General features: G+C 62.8%; 12 protein-coding genes and 1 pseudogene. 3 read left to right on the top strand and 10 right to left on the bottom strand.

Annotated features, from left to right (window positions below; genetic code table 11):
* Positions 1-2: 2 nt before the first annotated feature.
* Complete coding sequence (locus ACWTU7_RS14315; protein ID WP_455841293.1) at positions 3-1,367, bottom strand: NAD(P)-dependent oxidoreductase; 1,365 nt, start codon at positions 1,365-1,367, stop codon at positions 3-5.
* A 142-nt stretch (positions 1,368-1,509) separates the two neighbouring features.
* Positions 1,510-2,226 (bottom strand): gamma-glutamylcyclotransferase, encoded by a 717-nt coding sequence (locus tag ACWTU7_RS14320; protein WP_455841292.1) that lies wholly within the window; start codon positions 2,224-2,226, stop codon positions 1,510-1,512.
* A 173-nt stretch (positions 2,227-2,399) separates the two neighbouring features.
* On the opposite strand from ACWTU7_RS14320, the gene ACWTU7_RS14325 reads away from it, so the two are divergent.
* On the top strand, positions 2,400-3,176 hold the full coding sequence (locus tag ACWTU7_RS14325; RefSeq protein ID WP_455841291.1) for a VOC family protein: 777 nt from the start codon (positions 2,400-2,402) through the stop codon (positions 3,174-3,176).
* 90 nt (positions 3,177-3,266) lie between these two features.
* On the opposite strand, the gene ACWTU7_RS14330 is transcribed toward ACWTU7_RS14325, so the two are convergent.
* On the bottom strand, positions 3,267-3,755 hold the full coding sequence (locus tag ACWTU7_RS14330) for a hypothetical protein (protein ID WP_455841290.1): 489 nt from the start codon (positions 3,753-3,755) through the stop codon (positions 3,267-3,269).
* A gap of 194 nt (positions 3,756-3,949) precedes the next feature.
* Here ACWTU7_RS14330 and ACWTU7_RS14335 point away from each other — a divergent pair.
* Positions 3,950-4,341, top strand: a pseudogene (locus ACWTU7_RS14335) (DoxX family protein).
* A 19-nt stretch (positions 4,342-4,360) separates the two neighbouring features.
* Here ACWTU7_RS14335 and ACWTU7_RS14340 read toward each other — a convergent pair.
* Both ACWTU7_RS14340 and ACWTU7_RS14345 read right to left on the bottom strand, forming a co-directional pair.
* On the bottom strand, positions 4,361-6,802 hold the full coding sequence (locus tag ACWTU7_RS14340) for a GcvT family protein (protein ID WP_455841289.1): 2,442 nt from the start codon (positions 6,800-6,802) through the stop codon (positions 4,361-4,363).
* Positions 6,803-6,922: 120 nt separating this feature from the next.
* Complete coding sequence (locus tag ACWTU7_RS14345) at positions 6,923-8,461, bottom strand: trimethylamine methyltransferase family protein (RefSeq protein ID WP_455841288.1); 1,539 nt, start codon at positions 8,459-8,461, stop codon at positions 6,923-6,925.
* A 218-nt stretch (positions 8,462-8,679) separates the two neighbouring features.
* Here ACWTU7_RS14345 and ACWTU7_RS14350 point away from each other — a divergent pair, with 218 nt between their 5' ends.
* On the top strand, positions 8,680-9,270 hold the full coding sequence (locus ACWTU7_RS14350) for a transglycosylase SLT domain-containing protein (RefSeq protein ID WP_455841287.1): 591 nt from the start codon (positions 8,680-8,682) through the stop codon (positions 9,268-9,270).
* A 13-nt stretch (positions 9,271-9,283) separates the two neighbouring features.
* Here the strand turns inward: ACWTU7_RS14350 and ACWTU7_RS14355 are convergent, their stop codons facing one another.
* The 5 genes from ACWTU7_RS14355 to ACWTU7_RS14375 form a co-directional block, all read right to left on the bottom strand.
* Positions 9,284-11,488: a dipeptide ABC transporter ATP-binding protein gene (locus ACWTU7_RS14355; protein ID WP_455841286.1), complete on the bottom strand. Its 2,205-nt coding sequence runs from the start codon at positions 11,486-11,488 to the stop codon at positions 9,284-9,286.
* A gap of 52 nt (positions 11,489-11,540) precedes the next feature.
* Positions 11,541-12,698 carry an ABC transporter permease gene (locus ACWTU7_RS14360; RefSeq protein WP_455841285.1) on the bottom strand — a complete coding sequence of 386 codons (1,158 nt, stop codon included), beginning with the start codon at positions 12,696-12,698 and terminating at the stop codon, positions 11,541-11,543.
* Positions 12,699-12,710: 12 nt separating this feature from the next.
* A complete protein-coding gene (locus ACWTU7_RS14365; protein ID WP_029351580.1) occupies positions 12,711-13,745 on the bottom strand; it encodes an ABC transporter permease in 1,035 nt (344 codons plus the stop codon).
* A 166-nt stretch (positions 13,746-13,911) separates the two neighbouring features.
* Positions 13,912-15,564, bottom strand: coding sequence for an ABC transporter substrate-binding protein (locus ACWTU7_RS14370; RefSeq protein ID WP_029351582.1), 1,653 nt, complete (start codon positions 15,562-15,564; stop codon positions 13,912-13,914).
* 399 nt (positions 15,565-15,963) lie between these two features.
* Positions 15,964-19,120 (bottom strand): translocation/assembly module TamB domain-containing protein (locus tag ACWTU7_RS14375; protein WP_455846523.1); only part of this gene is annotated, 3,157 nt, incomplete at its 5' end.

Genomic DNA, 19,120 nt, shown 5'->3' on the forward strand with positions numbered 1-19,120 from the left:
GCTCATGCCCTCCCGTTTGAGGTCAGTGCCCGGTGGATCGATTCCGCCGCGTCGCGGCCTTGCGCCACGGCCGAGACGGTCAGGTCATCGCCGCCATAGATACAGTCGCCGCCGGCCCAGACATTCGCCAGCGAGGTGCGGCCTTCGGCATCGACCTTGATGCGGCCGGCTTCCAGGGCCAACAAGGCACCGCTGCCGTTGAGCGCAGCCGGGACGAAGCTCTGGCCGATCGCCTTGAACACCTGGTCCGCGACCAGTGTCAGGCGCTCGCCGGTGCCGACGAGCTTGTCGCCATCCATCGCCGTGTATTCGAGTTCGATGCCCGACACCTTGCCGCCTTCGGCAATGACCCGCTTCGGTTGCAGCCAGTGACGGATGACGACGCCGTTGGCGGCAGCCAGATCCTGCTCGAATTCGGAAGCGTTCATGTGCTCCTGGCCGCGCCGGTAGCAGATCGTCACCTCTTCGGCGCCGAGCAGCTTCGACTGCACCGCCGCATCGATCGCCGTCATGCCGCCGCCGATGACGACGACACGCCGGCCGACCGGCAGGCTGGCAAGATCACTGGCCTGGCGAAGCTCGGCGATGAACTCCACCGCATTGGTGACGCCTTGCGCCTCCTCGCCGTCGGCGCGCAGCGCGTTAACGCCGCCAAGCCCCATGCCGAGAAACACCGCGTCATAATTCCTAGTCAGGTCCCACAATTGGTAGTCGCGGCCGAGCGCCTTGCCATTCTGGATGTCGATGCCGCCGATCGACAGGACATAATCGACCTCGGCCTGGGCAAAATTGTCGATGCTCTTGTAGGCGGCGATGCCGTATTCATTGAGACCGCCGGCTTTCGGACGGGCTTCCAGGATGGTCACCTCATGACCATGGCGGGCAAGCCGATGGGCGGCGGCAAGACCTGCCGGTCCGGCGCCGACCACGGCGACCGTCTTGCCGGTCGGCGCGGCGCGCGCATAAAACTGCTTATTCTCAGCCATGGCGACATCGGTTGCATAACGCTGCAGGCGGCCGATCTGCACCGGCTTGCCTTCCGCCACTTCGCGCACGCAGACCTCTTCGCACAGCGTCTCGGTCGGACAGACGCGGGCGCACATGCCGCCCAAAATGTTCTGGTCGAAAATCGTCTTGGCCGAGCCGATCGGATTGCCTGTCGAGATCTGGCGGATGAACAACGGGATGTCGATCGAGGTCGGGCATGCGTTCATGCACGGCGCGTCGTAGCAGAAATAGCAGCGATCGGACTCGACCAGCGCCTCGTGATGATCGAGCGGCGGATGCAGGTCGGAAAAATTATCGGCATATTGTTCGGGCGAAAGCCGGCCGCCGGCAATGCCCTGCTTGAAATGACCAGTCGCCATTCCGCTTCCCCATTCTTGTGGTTTTGAGGAAGGCTAACACGTTTTATTTTTTTATCAATTGGTCAATTTTCGACGCAAGCCGCTGAAAACCCACAATAAAAACATGATAAACAAACTCATGTTATCGAGATTTCACGCGCGATCACTGTGCGGACCCGAGGCCCATTCCGGGGGTGCGGCCATGGATCGACCTGATCTCGTCCGCGACCAGTTCCTGCAGCCGCCACAAATTGCGGTCACGAATGCCGAATTCTTCCAGGTGACTCACGGTGTTGTAGAGGTATTCGGCGCCGGACCCGACATGCCCGCATGCCCTGGCCAGCACCCGCGCCACATTTTCCAAGGGCTGATTGAGCGAGGCGCCCCTGCCGGTTACGCCGACCCAGAAGCCCAGCGCCCTGAGCGTGCCTTGAGCCGTACGCACCGGAAGCCACCTGACCGAGCCGACACTCTCGTGATCGTCGATCTCGCGCCGCAACAATCTTTCGATCTGCAGCGGCTTTTCCCCCTCCGGCAAGCGGTAGATCACACCATCGCATCGGCCACCTCGTTCGAGCGCCATCATCAGTCCCGGCTGCGCAGCGCTGCCGCGCCAGCGGGCAATGTCGAGACAGAAGGACCGGTGCCAGCCGAAAGCGGTAGCGCGCTGTCGTTCGACGGACTCGAAAGCCGGCTTCCAGATCAGCGAGCCATAGGCGAACACCCACAAGGGGCCCGCGTCTGCTTCGCTCGATAGCCGCGACGCGAGGGTCTGGAAATCCTCATCGTTCAGTTGCGTCCAGCTTCCATCGGGACCGGGATCGGCCTCCTCCCGATGGCATAGCGCGACAAGCTCTGAAGTGAGCGACATCCGGCGCATGGACCAACACCCCTCGTTGACTAAAGGAAAGGCGAAAACCGCGAAGTACGCAAGACTTGAACGGCGGTGCCTTGCCTCGGTCGATTCTTGACCCAGGTGTCGGATTCACGTCGCGAAGATCGTCCTAGGATGGATCGCACACGATCAACGACAGAAACGCAAGGAGCACGACGATGCCAGAATCCCCCATGCCCTTCTTCTGGTACGAGCTAATGACCACCGATCTCGACGCTGCCGAGGCGTTCTACACGAATGTGGTCGGCTGGAAAGCGCAGGTTTTCGACGGGGCGCCAGGCATGCCTCGTTACATGGTCATGAATGTCGGCGAGCGCGGCGTTGCCGGGCTAATGGCGCAGCCAGAAGAAGTGCGCAAGACGGGCATGCCGCCGGCCTGGGTCGGCTACATCCATACCAGGGATGTCGACGCTGCGACGAAGTCGTTGAAGGCGGCGGGCGGCACTGTTCACCGCGAACCCGACGACATCCCCGGTGTCGGTCGTTTTGCCGTCGTCGCCGATCCGCAAGGCGCGGTGTTCAATTTCCTGCAGCCCGACGGTCCGGACCAACCTGCCCTGCCGGCCAACACTCCTGGCAGTATCGGCTGGCATGAGCTCTATACATCAGACTGGAAGGCGGCCCTCGATTTCTACTCCGACCAGTTCGGCTGGGAATCGGGCGATGCCATGGATATGGGGCCGATGGGCACCTACCAGCTCTTTACCGCCGGCGGCGAACCTATTGGCGGCATGATGAACAAGCCCGAGCAGATTCCCGTGCCGGTCTGGCAGTTCTATTTCAATGTACCTAGCATCGACGCGGCGGCCAAGCGCGTGACCGACAATGGCGGTCAAATCCTGGTGGGCCCGATGGAGGTCCCGGGTGGAAGCTGGATCGTAATGTGCACGGACCCGCAAGGCGCCCATTTCGCGCTAACGGCGCCGGTGCGGTAACAACGTCGGCAGCAGTGGCCGATCTCCCCCAATTGGGGGAGATGTCCGGTAGGACAAGGAGGAGCCCTGTCCTTCCGGCCCCTTCGAGAATTACTCCGGCGTCAGCACAGCGACCTTGAGGGTCTCTTTTTTCGCGCCGCTGAACTGCACGGTGGCCGGACCGGCGGCCAGCTTGAAGCGCACGCTCTTGCGAATCCCCGGACAGGTCTTCATACGACTGAAAGCCGCCGACTTCACGGCTCTGCCGTCCTGAACGACATCGACCCAGGCCTCATCAGACAGGCTGATCTGGAGCTCTCCCTCAGGGGGCACGGCCACGCTTGCCGTCGCGCCGAATGTACCGGCTGCCGGCGCGCGTTCCGGCGGAATTGTGAAGCTGATCGTGTCGACCGGCGCCAACGCCACATCTGCAGCCTCGCCGACCGAAAGGTCAGCCCCGGACTGCGCGGCGGGCGCTGCCGCAAACAGGGCCTGCTCGCGCGTCACCGGCCATTTGAAAGCAGCACAGCTGGCGTCGTCGGCTATGGCGACGCTCGTGCCTGCAAGGATTGCGAATAGGCTGACGACGACTTTTTTCATGGCAAAGGTAACCCGAATGGTTTGAAGCTACACATCAATACAACCACAGAGATATCAATGCAACCATAGAGAGAAAAAATAAATGAGGTAAACCATTTCCAACCACCGATTGTTGATGGCAGGCCATGGCAAGTGAGTGGTCCATGGCCTGGCCATAATTTATGGCCGTTCCCGAGGAGTGAATGGAGCTTTTGATGAAGTTTTTTGACGGTCTCGCCAGATACCAGCCGCAGGCTCTCGCGGCATTGCGCATCATGACGGCGCTGCAGTTTATGGAGCACGGCACCCAGAAACTGTTCAATTTCCCGGTCAACGATCATGCCGGCACCCTGAGCGGCCTATCGCTCACGCGGGCGTGCTCGAATTCGTCGGCGGCATCCTGCTAGTTTTGGGGCTGTTCACCAAGCCGGTCGCGTTCCTTCTCAGCGGCCAGATGGCGATCGCCTATTTCATGGCCCACATGCCGCATGATTTCTTCCCGGTCAACAATGGCGGCGATGCGGCAATCTCCTTCTGCTTCATCTTCCTCTATCTTGTGTTCGCCGGTCCCGGCGCCTTGGCGCTGGACAACCGCCGCAGCGCTTGAGCCGCCACCAGCGGCGCCTTTACCCCCGCATCCGCTCGAGATTCGCGTCGAACAGCGGTGTCGGCTGCACGCGCGCGGGAAAGCGCTTGCCCAACAGCTCAATCTGGAAACCGCCGGCCTCGTCGGCGATTTCCTTCGGGACATAGCCCATGGCCACAGACGTCTCCGAATGGTGCGCGTAGCCGCCTGACGTGACCCAGCCGCGCACGGCCCCGTCGAACCAGATCGGCTCGTCGCCGATGACGTCGGCGTCCGCCGCATCGACGACAAAGGCGCGCAGCCGTAGCTGGCCGCCTTGCTGGCGCTCGGCCACTGCAGCCTCCTTGCCGATGAAATCGGCCTCCTTGCCATAGGCGACGAAACGGTCGAGGCCGGCTTCGAGCGGCCCGTAGATCGGCCGGTATTCGCGCGCCCACGAGCCGTAGTTCTTCTCAAGCCGCAGCGCGTTGAGCGCGCGTGAGCCGAACAGGCCGATGCCGAACTCTTCGCCCGCCGCCATCAAGGTCTGGTACGCGGCACGCTGATACTCCGGTGCCACCCAGATCTCGTAGCCGAGATCGCCGGTGTAGCTGACGCGGCCGACCAGGCACGGCGCCATGCCGACATCCATCTTGGCCGTAGCCATGAACGGAAACGCCGCATTCGACACATCCGCCCGCGTAACTCTGGCCAACACGTCCCGCGCCCTGGGTCCTGCGATCGACAGGCCCGTCAGCTTCGCCCCCAGCGCCTCGATACGGACCGATCCATCTTGCGGCAGATGCGCCTCGAACCAGCGCATGTGATACTGCTCGGCAATGCCGGAGCCGGCGAGGAACCAGTCCTCCCCGTTGGAATTGGGACTGCCGAGATTGGCCAGCGAAAAGTCGCCGATCAGCCTGCCGTCTCCCTTCAGCATCGGCGCCAGCGTCATGCGGCCGGGTTTTGGCAGCTTGCAGGCAAGCAGGCGGTCGAGCCAGCCCGCCGCGCCCTCGCCCGTCACCCTGTATTTGGCGAATGACGAGATTTCCGACAGGCCGACACGTGTCCGCACCGTCTTCACCTCTTTTGCGACATGCTGGAAATCGCTCGAGCGCCGCCACGAGAACTCGTCCTTGACGCCCTCGGGCGCATACCACAGCGGCACTTCCAGCCCATAGGCCACGCCCCATTGCGCGCCCTTGGCCGACAAAAGGTCATAGACCGGCGTGGTCTTGAGCGGCCGCCCGGCAGGCAGCTCCTCATTGGGGAAGCGGATGGAAAAACGCCGCGAATAATTCTCACGCACCTTGGCGTTGGTGTAGGCCATCGTCGCCCAGTCGCCGTAGCGCGAGACATCCATCGCCCAGATGTCGGCGCCGGGATCGCCCTCGATCATCCAGTTCGCCAGCGCCAGGCCGACGCCGCCGCCCTGTGAGAACCCCGCCATGACGCCGCAGGCGACCCAGAAACCCGGCAGGCCGCGCACCGGTCCGACCAGCGGGTTGCCGTCCGGCGCGAAGGTGAAGGGACCGTTGATGATCTGCTTGATGCCGGTGTTCTGGAAGGCCGGGAAATGCCTGAAGCCGACTTCCAGCGACGGCGCGATGCGGTCGATGTCGGGCTCCAGCAGTTCGTGGCCGAAATTCCACGGCGTGGAAAATTCGGACCATGGCTTATTGGCCTTCTCATAGGTACCCATCAGCATGCCGCCGCGCTCCTGGCGCAGATAGAGCTCGCCGTCGAAATCGACCGCGTGGATGATCTCCGTGCCGGTCTTCTGGTTCCAGGCGGCGACTTCCGGCATGTCCTCGGTGATCAGGTACATGTGCTCCATGGCCAGCACCGGCAGTTCCAGCCCGATCATGCGGCCGACCTCGCGCGCCCATAGACCGCCGGCGTTGACGACATGCTCGGCCACCACGTCACCCTTGTTGGTGATGACGCGCCACAGCCCGTCGGGGCGGCGCACGATGCCCTCGACCTTGGTGAAGCGCTCAACCTCGGCGCCAAGTTTTCTCGCAGCCTTGGCATAGGCATGGGTGACGCCCGATGGATCGAGATGACCGTCCTCCTTGTTGCGGACTGCGCCGACGAACTGCTTCGGATCGAGCAGCGGCATCAGTTCGGCCGCTTCGTTCGGCGAAATCTCCTCGAGGTCGATGCCGAGATAGCGTCCCTTGGCGACGACGCCGCGCAGCCAATCGAGCCGCGCCTCGGTCGCCGCCAAAAGCACGCCGCCGGTCAGATGCACGCCGGTCGCCTGGCCGGACAGCTCCTCGATCTCCTTATAGAGCGAGATCGTGTATTTCTGCAGCTTGGCGACGTTGGGATCGCCATTGATCGTATGCATGCCGCCGGCCGCATGCCAGGTCGAGCCGGCGGTCAGCTCGTCACGCTCCAGAAGCAAAATGTCGGTCCAGCCGTGACGGGCGAGATGGAACAGCACGGAACAGCCGACGACGCCTCCGCCAATGACCACGACCTTTGCATGCGATTTCATGGATTTTCTCGTTTATTTCAGTGGGTTGGACGGGTGACGTGAATCGGGATGGAAGGAGCTAAATCACCCCCCTCTGGCCGGCAGGCCAGAGGGGGGTTCTCGAGGACGCACGACACAACATCACGGCTCGCCCTGCCCGATCGCTTCCTTGCGCTTTGCCACATACGCCTCCAGCGCCTCGCGTACAGAAATATCCATCGCCGGCTCGACATAATCTTCCAGCGCTTTCTTCCACAGCCGCGTCGCCCGCGCGGTGGCGTCGAGCCCGCCGGCCTCCTGCCAGGCCTCGTAATTCTGCCAATTGGAGAGCATCGGCTGATAGAAGGCGGTGGCGTAGCGCTCCAGCGTGTGCGGCTCGCCGAAGAAATGGCCGCCGGTCGGCACCGCCCCCAATGCCTCGACGGCGAGTTCGGCCTCGTTGACTTCGATCGGGCGCAAAAACTCCATCATGTGCTGGATCATCTCGACGTCGATGATGAACTTTTCGAACGACGCGGTCAGCCCGCCCTCCTGCCAGCCGGCGGCGTGGTAGACGAGGTTGCCGTGGCCGAGCACCGCGCCCCACAGCGCCATCAGCGTCTCATAGGCGCCTTGCGCGTCGGCGGCGTTGGAGGCCGAGCCCGGCGTCGTCCGGTAGGGCAGTCCATAGCGCCGCGCCAGCTGCCCGGAGGCGATGTTGGCTTTGGTGTTCTCCGGCGTGCCGAACGCCGGTGCACCGGACTTCATGTCGACATTGGAGGTGAAGGCGCCATACATGACCGGGGCGCCAGGGCGGACAAGCTGCGTCAAGAGCACGCCGAACAGCGCCTCGGCGTTCTGTTGGGCGAGCGCGCCGGCAAGCGTCACCGGGCTCATCGCCCCCATCAGCGTGAACGGCGTCACCGCGACCGATTGGCCGAACTCGGCCATGGTCATCAGCCCTTCGGCCATCATCTCGTCGAACCGGCGCGGCGAGTTGACCGAAATGATGGTGGTGATGCCGGGATCGTCGCGCATCTCATCAAGCGTCAATCCGCGCGCGATTGCCATCATTTCGATGCCGTCGAGCGCCCTGCCGCGGCCGATCGCCGAGACGTGAAAACTTTTGTCGGCCAGCGTCAGATTGGCGAAATAGGTGTCGAGGTGGCGTGAATTGGCCGGCAGTTCCACCGGGGCGCAGACCTGGTTGCCCAGCATGTGGATGCAGTTGAAATGCTGCGCCAGCCGGGTGAGATCGCAATAGTCGCGCAGGTTTCCGGCGCGGCGGCCGCGTTCCATGTCATGCACATTGGGCGGCCCGGCAACCAGGGTGAAGTTGATCGTGTTGCCGCCGAGGTGGACGGCACGGGCCGGGTTGCGCGGCGTCAGCGTGTAGCTCGACTGCGTCGTCTTCAGTGCCTCTTCGATCATGCCGCGGTCGATGCGGGCAGTCATCGACGCTTGATCGACCTTGGCCCCGGCATTCTCGAACAGCGAAAGCGCCCGCCGGCTCATCACCTCGATGCCGAAATTCTCCAGAATGTGCATCGACGCCTGGTGGATAGCCTCGATCTGGTCGGCCGAGAGCATCGCCATTGGCGGATAGGGATTTGTCACGCGTCGCAACGGCAGTTGCGGAATGGCGGCCAGTCCCCGGTTGCTGGTTCGCTCGGCGCCGCGCTTGCGTCTCGGTTCGTTCATGCGGGGCATCAAAGCGCCGGCACGAGGATCGGGCTGTCAGAAATCCGCCACCCGCGGGCGTGATTTTAGCCAAGGCGGCATATCGGGAATTTCACGCCGACAAAAGCGACATAATACGTCGGAATATCTATCCTCGCTCTGCCGCGACCAAAGCGGCCGATGGGCCGTTAAGGAACGCAGCAAGATTCCTTTTATGTTTTCGGCCTAATCCTGTTCCGATGGGTAGGTCGAGTTTTAGTAAAATTATAGCTGTTACCGTGTTGCTGGCGCTGTCGGCCTGCGCGACGCCGCCACGCCATATCAACGATGTCTGCGCCGTGTTCGACCAGAATGACGGTTGGTTCGACAACTGGCAGGCGGCGGCCGAACGCGCCGAACAGAAGCACGGCGTGCCGGTTCCCGTGCTGATGGCGACGGTGCGGAAGGAATCCGGTTTCAAGAGCAACGCCAGGCCGCCCCGCACCAAGCTTCTCGGCTTCATTCCCTGGAAACGTGTCTCCAGCGCCACCGGCTTCTCGCAGGCGCTTGACGGCACCTGGGCGCAGTATCAAAGCGAGACCGGCAGCTGGGCGGCGCGCCGCACCAGCTTTGCCGATGCCGTCGATTTCGTCGGCTGGTATCATTCCAAGACGTCAGACACGCTCGGCGTCGCCCGCAACGACACCTACAACCTCTATCTGGCCTATTATCTCGGCTGGACGGCCTATGGCCGCGGGAATCGCGGCGATGCCGGCGTGCAGCGCTATGCGCGAGCCACCGAGAAGATGGCTCGGGATTATGCCGCGCAGCTACGCCAATGCGCGCGTTGATGAAGCCAAGGATCTAGCCATCCGTCAGCTTCGGCCTTTTGCCGCGCGGACGCTTGGGCGGAGCGCCGGCAAAGCCAGGTCCGATGCCTTGCGGCGCGTCGTCCGGCAACCCCTCATGGGCGGCATGCTCCTTGTCGAATTTGATTACCGGCTCCATTTTCGCCAGCACGTCGTCGGCAAGCCAGCACAGGCTCAAATGACCGTCGCCGAGATTCTTCACCGGCGGCACCTGCGTCTCGCAAAGATTGTCCGGCACCAGCTTCTTGTAGCCGCAACGCGTCTGGAACGGACAGCCGGTTGGCGGGTTCATCGCCGACGGAATGTCGCCCTCCAGCACGATGTGCTTCTTGATCACGCTGGTGTCGGCGATCGGGATCGCCGACAGCAACGCCTCGGTATAGGGATGATAGGGCGGCGAAAATATCTGGTCGGTCGTGCCCTGCTCGACGATATAGCCGAGATACATGACGACGACACGATCGGCGATGTAGCGCACCACCGACAGGTCGTGGCTGATGAACAGCATAGTCGTCTTGTTCTTGCGCTGGATGTCCATCAGGAGCTCAGTCACCGCCGCCTGCACCGACACGTCGAGCGCCGAAACCGGCTCGTCGGCCACCACCACCTTGGCGTCGCCGGCAAAGGCCCGCGCCACGCCGATGCGCTGCTTCTGGCCGCCTGAGAGCTGGCGCGGCTTGCGGGTCTCGAACGCCCGCGGCAGCTTCACCAGGTCGAGAAGCTCCAGCATGCGCTGACGGCGATCGGCGACCGTGTTGCCGACATTGAACTTTTCCAGCGTGCGGATGATCTGCGAACCGACCGTATGGCTGGGATTGAGCGTGTCGAACGGATTCTGGAACACCATCTGGATCGACGACACCGTCTCGACACTGCGCTTCTCGACGCCGGTCGACTGGATCTGTTGGTTGCCGAGCGTCACGCTGCCCGAGCTTGCCGTCTCCAGCCCGAGCAGCACCTTGGCCAGCGTCGACTTCCCACAACCGGACTCGCCGACAATGGCGACGGTCTCGGATTCGCGCGCCATGAAGGAGATCGTCTCGTTGGCCTTGACGACGCGGCCCTCGCTTGAGCCGAACACTTCGCTGCCGCCGACCTTGTAGTATTTTTTGAGGTCCTCGATCTTGAGCACCGGCGCGCCGGGCTCGACGCGCTCGTTGACCTTCTTGGCGCCGGGCGGCAGCGCCTCCCAGTCGATCTCGTTGAAGCGCACGCAGCGCGAAAAATGGCCTTCATGGCCGTCGACCGCGATCATCGGGATTTCGGCGGCGTTGCAGACGCCCTCGACGAAATGGTGGCAGCGAGGGCCGAAATTGCAGCCCTTCGGCCGCTCGTGCGGCAGCGGCAATTGCCCCGGTATGGAGATCAGAGGCCGCGAATTCTTGTCGGCGCCGGGCAGCGGGATCGAGCGGAACAGGCCTTGCGTGTAGGGATGGCGCATCCGGTCGAAGACGTCCTTGATCTTGCCGGTCTCCACCGCTTCGCCCGAATACATCACCGTAATGCGGTCGCAGGTTTCCAGGATCAGGCCGAGATTATGCGACACGAAGATCATCGAGGTGCCGAACTTCTCGCCGAGCCCCTTGACCAGGTCGACGATGCCGGCTTCCACCGTCACGTCGAGCGCCGTCGTCGGCTCGTCGAGCAGGAGCAGCGCCGGCTTCGACAGCAGCGCCATGGCGATGACGATACGCTGTTGCTGGCCACCGGAAAGCTGGTGCGGAAAGGAGCGCATCATGCGCTCGGGATCGGGCAGCCTGACCGCGCGCACCATTTCCAGCGCGCGTCTATAAGCCTCTTCCTTCGACACCTTGTCATGGATCAGCGGCACTTCCATCAGTTGCTGGCCGACCTTCATCGCCGGGTTCAGGCTGGCCATCGGCTCCTGGTAGATCATCGCGATCTTGTTGCCGCGGATGGCGCGCAGTTCCTCGTCGGACAGCTCGCCCATGTCCTTGCCCTGGAACTTTATCCGACCGCCGACGATCTTTCCGATGTTGGAGAGGTCGCGCATGATGCCGAGCGACACGGTCGACTTGCCGCAGCCGGATTCGCCGACGATGCCCATCGCTTCGCCAGGCATGACCGTGCAGGAGAAGTCCATAACGGCCGGTATCTCACCCTTGCGGGTGAAGAAGGAGATCGACAGGTTCTCGATCTCGATGATCGGCTCGGCGCGATTTCGAACTGCCTCATTCATGGGTCGCTCCAATCCTTGTTCTTTCAAGCATATCGGGTCGAGAACCCGTCCATCAATCTTTCATCGATTGTTCACGCAGCGAGTCGGCCAACAGATTAAGGCCCAGCACGAACGACATCAGCGCGATCGTCGGCGGCAGCGCCGGATGGATGAAGGAGCGCAGCAGCCGGCTGGCGTCCTTGATCGCGGTGCCCCAGTCCGGACTCTCGGGCGCCAGCCCCAGGCCGAAATAGCCGAGCGTGCCGAGCAGGATCGTGGTGTAGCCGATACGCAGGCAGGCATCGACGATCAGCGGCCCGCGTGCATTGGGAAGGATCTCCCACAGCATGATATACCAGGGCGATTCACCGCGCGTCTGCGCCGCCGCCACATAGTCGCGCGTCTTGATGTCCATGACAAGGCCGCGCACGATGCGGAACACGCCAGGGCTGGAGGCGAACACCACCGCCACGAAGATGTTGAGCTGATTGGGATCGATATGGATGATCCTGAACGGGTCGGCATCGAAGACCAGGCCGGCATAGACCCAGCCGCCAATGACAAGGGTCAGTCCCAGGAGGATGTAAAGGCGGTCCGGCCGCTTCTTGTAGCGCGTCCAGAACAGCACGCTGAAGAAGATGATCGGGAACAGGAAGAACAGCCCGGCCATCGCATAGGGGATCGGCGTCTCCATGATGCCCGGCGTCACCAAGAGGTAGAACAGGAGAATCACCGGGAAGGCGAGCACCAGGTTGGCGAGGAATGACAGCACCGTATCGATCCTGCCGCCATAATAGCCGGCCGGCAGGCCAAGCGTGATGCCGACCATCAGCGCGAAACCGGTCGCCGCCGGCGCGATGATCAGCACGATCTGACTGCCATAGACCATGCGGCTGAACACGTCGCGGGCAAGCTTGTCACCGCCGAACAGGTAGACCAGTCCCGATTGCGGCTCGACCGCGCCCGGCAGCGCATCCTTCATGATGGGGATCTGGACAAGCGGATTGAAGGGCGAGATGGTCGACGCGAAGATCGCCGTGAACAGCCAGAACAGGCAGATGCCGACGCCGACGATGCCGACGCTGCTGTCGAACAGCTGACCGTAGAGGCCAAGCCTCTTTTTGTAGGCGAAGCTCACCCCCATCACCAGGACGAGAGAAATCCAGACCGGCCAGAAACGCGCAAGCACGCCAAGCACCACATCGACGGCGCCGATATATTCAAGCTGCATCCGCTCGATCCCCTATTGAACTCTGATACGCGGATTGAGAAACGCGTAGCCGACATCGGAAATGAGCTGCGTGATCAGGACGATGAACACCGAGACCAGGGAGCAGCCGAGCAAAAGATCGATATCGTTGTTGCCGGCCGCCTCGACCAGCGTGTAGCCAAATCCCTGGTAGCGGAACATCACCTCGACGATGACGACGCCGGTGAGCAGCCAGGGAAATTGCAGCATGATGACAGTGAACGGCGCGATCAGCGCGTTGCGCAGCGCATGCTTGACCACGACGCTGCCGAAGGAGAGGCCCTTCAACCGCGCGGTGCGGATATATTGCTGCGTCATCACCTCGACCATCGAGGCGCGGGTCATGCGGGCGATGTAGCCGATGCCGTAGATCGCCAGCGTCATCACAGGCAAAGTGAAATTGTAGAAGGTGATGCCCCGGCTGGCCGAAGCCGCCGAACCGTTGAGCAGGCCGAGCCATGAGGCGAAAATGACGGTGAAAATGACGCCCGACACATATTCGGGCGTCGCCGTCGAGGCGATCGAGGCGACGGACAACGTTCGATCGGTTCGCGAGCCTTCTCGCATGCCGGCGAGGATGCCGATCAGAAGCGAGATCGGCACCATCACCACAAGCACCCAGAACATCAGAATACCGGTGGCGCCGAGCGCCGGGAAAAGCTTCGACGCGACCGTCGTTTTGAACTTGGTCGAGCAGCCGAAATCACCCTGTAGCACGCCGGAGAACGTTGGCTCGACAGGATCGTTGCAGAACGAAAAACGTCGCGCGGGTTTGCCCGTTGCCGGGTCTGTGACCGGCTGTTTGGGCACGATACCCAGCCATTGGCCATAGCGGGAGAAGAAATTCTGGCGATAGCCATGGTTGACCAGCCAGCTTTCGAGCTGCTCGGCCGAGGTGTGCATTTCGGTCTGGCTGATCGCCAGTTTTTTCAGATTGGGGTCGAGATTGATCAGGAAGAAGACGACCAATGTCAGGCACAGCATCGTCAATGCCATGGTGCCGAGGCGTCGAAGGATGAAGGAAAGCATGGCGGCCCCCTGCCGATCGGGTTGGGGTCAGGTGCTGTCAACCCTTGATTTGTCGCATGAGCCGGCCTGAAAAGTCAGCACCTTTTTGCGCTGATCCCACATTTGGATCATGTTCGAAACAGGAGGGAGGGAACAACGCCCTCCCTCCCCTTTGGCTTCGATCCGATCAGGCCTCGTCGAGCCAGACCTTGCCGTAGTCGCGCTCGAAGGTCGGGTGCATGGCGTAGTTCTTAACGGCAGCCACCGAGTGACTGTAGAGCTTGCGCCAGTAGGGCTGGATGATGATTCCGGAATCCTGCAGGATCTGCTCGATGTCCTTCATCATCTCCTTGCGCTTGGCGGCGTCGGCAACAGCGAGCGCGGCGTTGAGCTTGGCATCCCATTCGGGATTCGACCAGGCGGTTTCGTTCCAGGCTTCTCCGGTGCGGTAGCCGATCGCCAGAACCTGGACGCCGAGCGGCCGCATGTTCCAGTTGGTCATCGACAGCGGATACTTCGTCCAGTCGTTCCAGAACGTCGAACCCGGCAGCACCGTGCGCTTCACCTTGATGCCGGCGTCGCGCATCTGCGCGGCGATCGCATCGCCGGTATTCTTGTGCCAGTCTTCGTCGACCGTGATCAGCTCGTGCTCGAAATCGGCCTGACCGGCTTCCTCCATCAGCGCCTTCGCCTTGGCCGGATCGCGGGCAATCTTCGGCAGCTCGTAATATTCCGGATGGATCGGGCTGACATGGTGGTTTTCGGCGACAGTACCGGCATTGGCCATGCCAAGCTGCAGCACGACGGCGTTGTCGACTGCGAGCTGCAGCGCGTTGCGGACCTTCTGATCGTCATAAGGCTTGTTGGCCACATTGGTGCGGCAGACGATGGTCGCTGCGGTGACCACCTCGTACTTGACCAGGTCGACACCGTCGAGAATCGACACATAGTCGGCCGACGTCTCGAAATTAGTATGGACCTCTCCCGATTCGAAGGCGCTGACCGTAGCCGCGGGATCGGTGCCGTAGTCGATGAACTCGATGCCGTCGAGGAAGACCTCGCCGTCCCACCACTTGTTGTCTTCGCGGCGCTTGTAGACGACTTTCTGGCCGACATCGTAGGAGACGAGCTCGAACGGGCCGGTGCCAATCGGGCAGGCTTTGAAATCGCCGCCCTTTTCGTCGAAGGTCTTGTGGACGATAAGGCCGGGATAGTCGCACACGTTGGGAATGAGCGCGATATCAGGCGTGCTGAGCTTTAGCTTGACCGTGTGTTCGTCGACCTTGGTGACTGCGCTCTCATCCAGCTTGTCGTCCTTGACCAGCGAGCCGAGACGACCGGGCATGGAATTGCCTTCGGCTTTCTTGTCGGCCCAACGCTTGAAGTTGAAGATGACGTCATCCGCGGTGAACGGATCGCCGTTGTTCCAGGTGACGCCCTTGCGCACATGCAGCGTGTATTCGGTGGCGTCGTCGTTGACGTCCCAACTTTCGAGCAGGTAGGGGCGGAACGTGAATTCGTTTGTGTACTTGACCAACGGCTCGAGTGCCTGGCGCTCGGCATTGGCGATTTCCGACCAGTCGGCCTTGCGCGGATCCTTAGGATCCTTGATCCACATGGCGACCTTCAATATGCCGCCCTTCTTGCCCTGTACGTCCTGCGCTCTCGCCGGCGTCGGGTCGGCGAGGCCGAGCATTCCATAGGCCATCGCCGTGGACGCGCCGAAGACGCTGGCCAGAGCCAGAAACTCGCGGCGATCGACACGTCCGGCCTTGGCTTCTTCGGCCATTGCATGGATGTGATCCGGAACGCGATCGCCATTACTCTTGTAGATTGTCATCACGAACTCCCATTGTTGGCTTTCTGCCTTTTACCATTCCGCATCCGGGCCATGATGTCAAAAACGGCACGGGTTGGGAACATGCCAAGGAATGTGCAACTTTGGAAGGGAAGCAGTTCGCGTGATAACGACAGTCTTGGCGCAAAATTGCTATTGCCCGGCAGATTTCGTTCGAATCTCCGGGATCGATCAAACTGAGACATTTACGACAGCGCCGCGCGTCCTCTGGGCGCGCAAAGGACACTGTAGCACTTTGATTTTGCGCATAATCCCTAACCGAAAGTCGGTCCCGATTTCCGGCGACATGCGCGAAGCTTTGCACAGCGCCAGCCGATCCCGGACAGGGTGCCAAAACGGCGGCAATTGTCGGATTGCCAGACCCTCTCGTGTCGGCCGGCTTCAGTACTCGCGCTCGTAGAAAACGCCGCCCTTGGCTTCGCCGGCGTCTGTGGCCTCGCCGCGCAATTTGACGCCGCGCCCGACGTCGAGATCGATCGCCGCCTTGCCCGAACCCGGCTTGTCGCCCTTCTGGATGGTCACATAGGTGCGGTCGTTGAGATATTTGCCCGCCGAGACCGCGGTGCCGCCTTCCTCGTCGGTGATGACGTCGAGATCGTCGACGCCGATCGCGCTGCGCAGGTTCTGGAGCAGCGAGGTCGAGCCACCGACACCGGCCAGCTGCGCGGCGGCTTCGGCAAGCTGGGCGATCTGCAGCGGCGACAGGTTAGACATCGAGCGGCCGAAAATCAGTTGCGCCAGGACCTCGTCTTCCGGCAGCGCCGGCACCGACGAGAAGTTGAATTTCGGATTGGTCGCCTCGCCCGATACCACGATGGTGACGGTGGCGCTGCTCGTCGTCGACGTCGCCGTGAGGTTAAGATAAGGCACCAGCGAGCCTGAAAAGCCGACCGTGCCTTCGGTGAAGGTCAGCCGCTTGGCGAGGATCGTCAGCCGCCCGCGCTGCAAGGTGAAGGTGCCGACGGCCTGCGGCGACGATGCCGGGCCGGTCAGCCGCAGCGAGCCGCCAAGCTCGGCATCGACACCCCTACCCTGGATGAATATCTGGCTCGGCGCGTTGACCGTGACATCAAGGTTGAGGCCGCCGCCACCGCTGCTGCCGCTCGCCGTCGCCGGGCGCAACGCCTTGTCCTGCGCGCGCACGGCTGCCGGTGCGTTCTTGTGCTTGACGTCGAGCGCCGCAAGCGAGCCCGGCAGCTTTTCGGGAACGGTGATGACGGTCTTGGCCAGGTTGATCGTACCCGAGATCACCGGCGCCGACGCGAGCGGCCCCTTGATGGTCAGGTCGCCACTGAGGTTGGCGGTGACCACCCTGCCGTCGGTGTAGCGGCCGTCGACGAGCTTGACCGACAGATCGGCCGGAAAACCTTGCGCCGGATTGATGCCGACCGTGCCGCTGGCCGACAGGCTGCCGCGCGTCGACAAATTGCCGGTCAGGCGGTTGATCCTGGCGACGCCACCGCCGATCACCACATCGGCGGTGATATCGTTGATCGCAAGTCCCGAGCGTGCATCGATCAGGCGGGCACCTGACGTGCGGACCGTGCCTGTGATCACCGGCGACGTCGCCGGGCCGCGCACCTTCAAATTAACGTCGGCCGTGCCGCTCAAAGACAGGCCTTGCGCGGCAAGTGTCCGGGTGAGGAAAGCGAACGGCACCTTGCCGGCAAAGTCGAGATCAAGGGTGGGCGTGCCTGATGTCGTCATCGTGCCGCCGCCCTTGAGGCCAAGACCGGCGGCATCGCTCATGCTGGCGTCGAAGGTCAGTCTGTTGCCCGAATACGTGCCGGAGGACGAAACGCCCATGCCGCCGAAACCGGCACCGCGGGTCTGCGACGTCTGGACGCCTGCAGCGTCGATCTTGAAGGCGACGACCGGATTGGCCGGCGCGCCCGTCACCTTCACCGTGCCCGAGATCGAGCCGGCGGCATCGAGGCCCGGCGAGAAACTGTTGGCGAGCGACATCGGCACCCGCGCCAGCGTCGCGTTGAGATTGAGCGCCTCCCCGACCTTGCCCGAAACCGTCGCCGTGCCGCCGCCGAGGTTGAGCGCGAGCCGATCCAGGCTGGTGGTGCCGTTGGCGATGGTGATGGTCGAGGCCTGAGCGATCGCCGCTTTGATGCCGCGCATGGTCGCCTGGCCGGAGGTGAGCTCGACGGTCGTCGTGCCGTTGGCGACCCTGACGCGGCCGGCGGCCTTGGCGGGAATGTCCTTGACGTTGGCGCCGCCGGAAAAGCCTGTCCAGTCGCCGTCACGCTTGAGATCGACATCGATGCCGCGAATGACGGTGCCGCCGGAGGTGACGCTGTCGGCACGGATCTTTCCGGAGATCACCGGTGCCGCGAGATAGTTGGCGATCGATGCATCGATAGTGACCGTCCTTGCCGAAACATCGCCGCGTGAAATCGAAGCCGTCGAAGCCTTGATGGTGACCTCAGGCGCATTGCCGGTCTTCGAGAAGACGATCGTGCCACGCACGTCGCCTTCCGCCTTTTCCAGCGCAAGGGCTGCGAGCGGTCCGATATCAGGCAGGTCGAGCGCCACGGTGCCATCAGGCACGAACGCCTCGTCAAGTGCCAGGTCGCCTGATACCCGGTTCTTGCCGAGTGACAGCAAAAGCCCGTTGATGGCGCGCTTGCCGTCTGACGTCGCCAGCACGGCACGGCCTTGCAGGGGCTGGCCCGCGACATTTCCGGTCAGTTGGACATTGGCCGCCGGGTTGGCGGCATCGGCCTTGCCGGTGGCGGCGAGCCTCAACCCGGTGATCTCGCGTTCGGCCACCGAGAGCCGGTCGCTGTTGACCGTCAGCGACAGGTCAGGCGCGGTGCCGGCGCCTTGCGCGTTCAGCGCGAAAGCGATGGCGCCCTTGGCATCCCCGGACAGAAGCGAGATGTCGGCCAGCGCGCCCTTGATGTCGGCGGCGAGTTTATTGTCGGCAAGGCTGGCCTGCCCGTCGGCGGTCAGCGCGCCGGACACCAGTCTGATCGCGTTGGCTGTGACATCGCCATTGGCGTCACGCTTCAACGCGGCACTGAGTTCTGTCCGCTCCGCGAGCACACCGCGCGCTGCCGCCGGCAGCGCCGCGGAAACGACGTCGGTCTTGACGTTGAGGTCGATGGCGCCTTCGGCCAGCGAGACCTTTCCGTTGAAGGTGCTGTTCAGCGCATCGCCCGTAACCGAGCCGCTGTCGATGACGATGGCGTCGGTCGCCAGACTGCCGGCGACCTTGGCGGTGACCTTGCCGGCGATCAGCGGCGCGATGGTCGGATTGTCCAGGCCGATCTTGTCCGCCGTCACCGTGCCGGAAATCGGCCCTGTCCGGCTTTTCACGTCGAACGCGTCCGAGTGCAATGCCAGGGTGAGCCCCTCGACCTTAGCTAGACTGGTGGCGGCCGAAGGCAGAACAGCGGAGATATCGAGCTTCGGCTGGGTGCCCTGCCCTGCAGCCTTTACCGAAAGCGCCTGCAGCTCGAGCTTGATCGGGCTCTCGGTGCTGCCAAGCGCCAGCGGCAGGCTCGGGCCGGTCGAGGCCAGGTCG

This window comes from Mesorhizobium sp. BHscii, assembly GCF_053848065.1.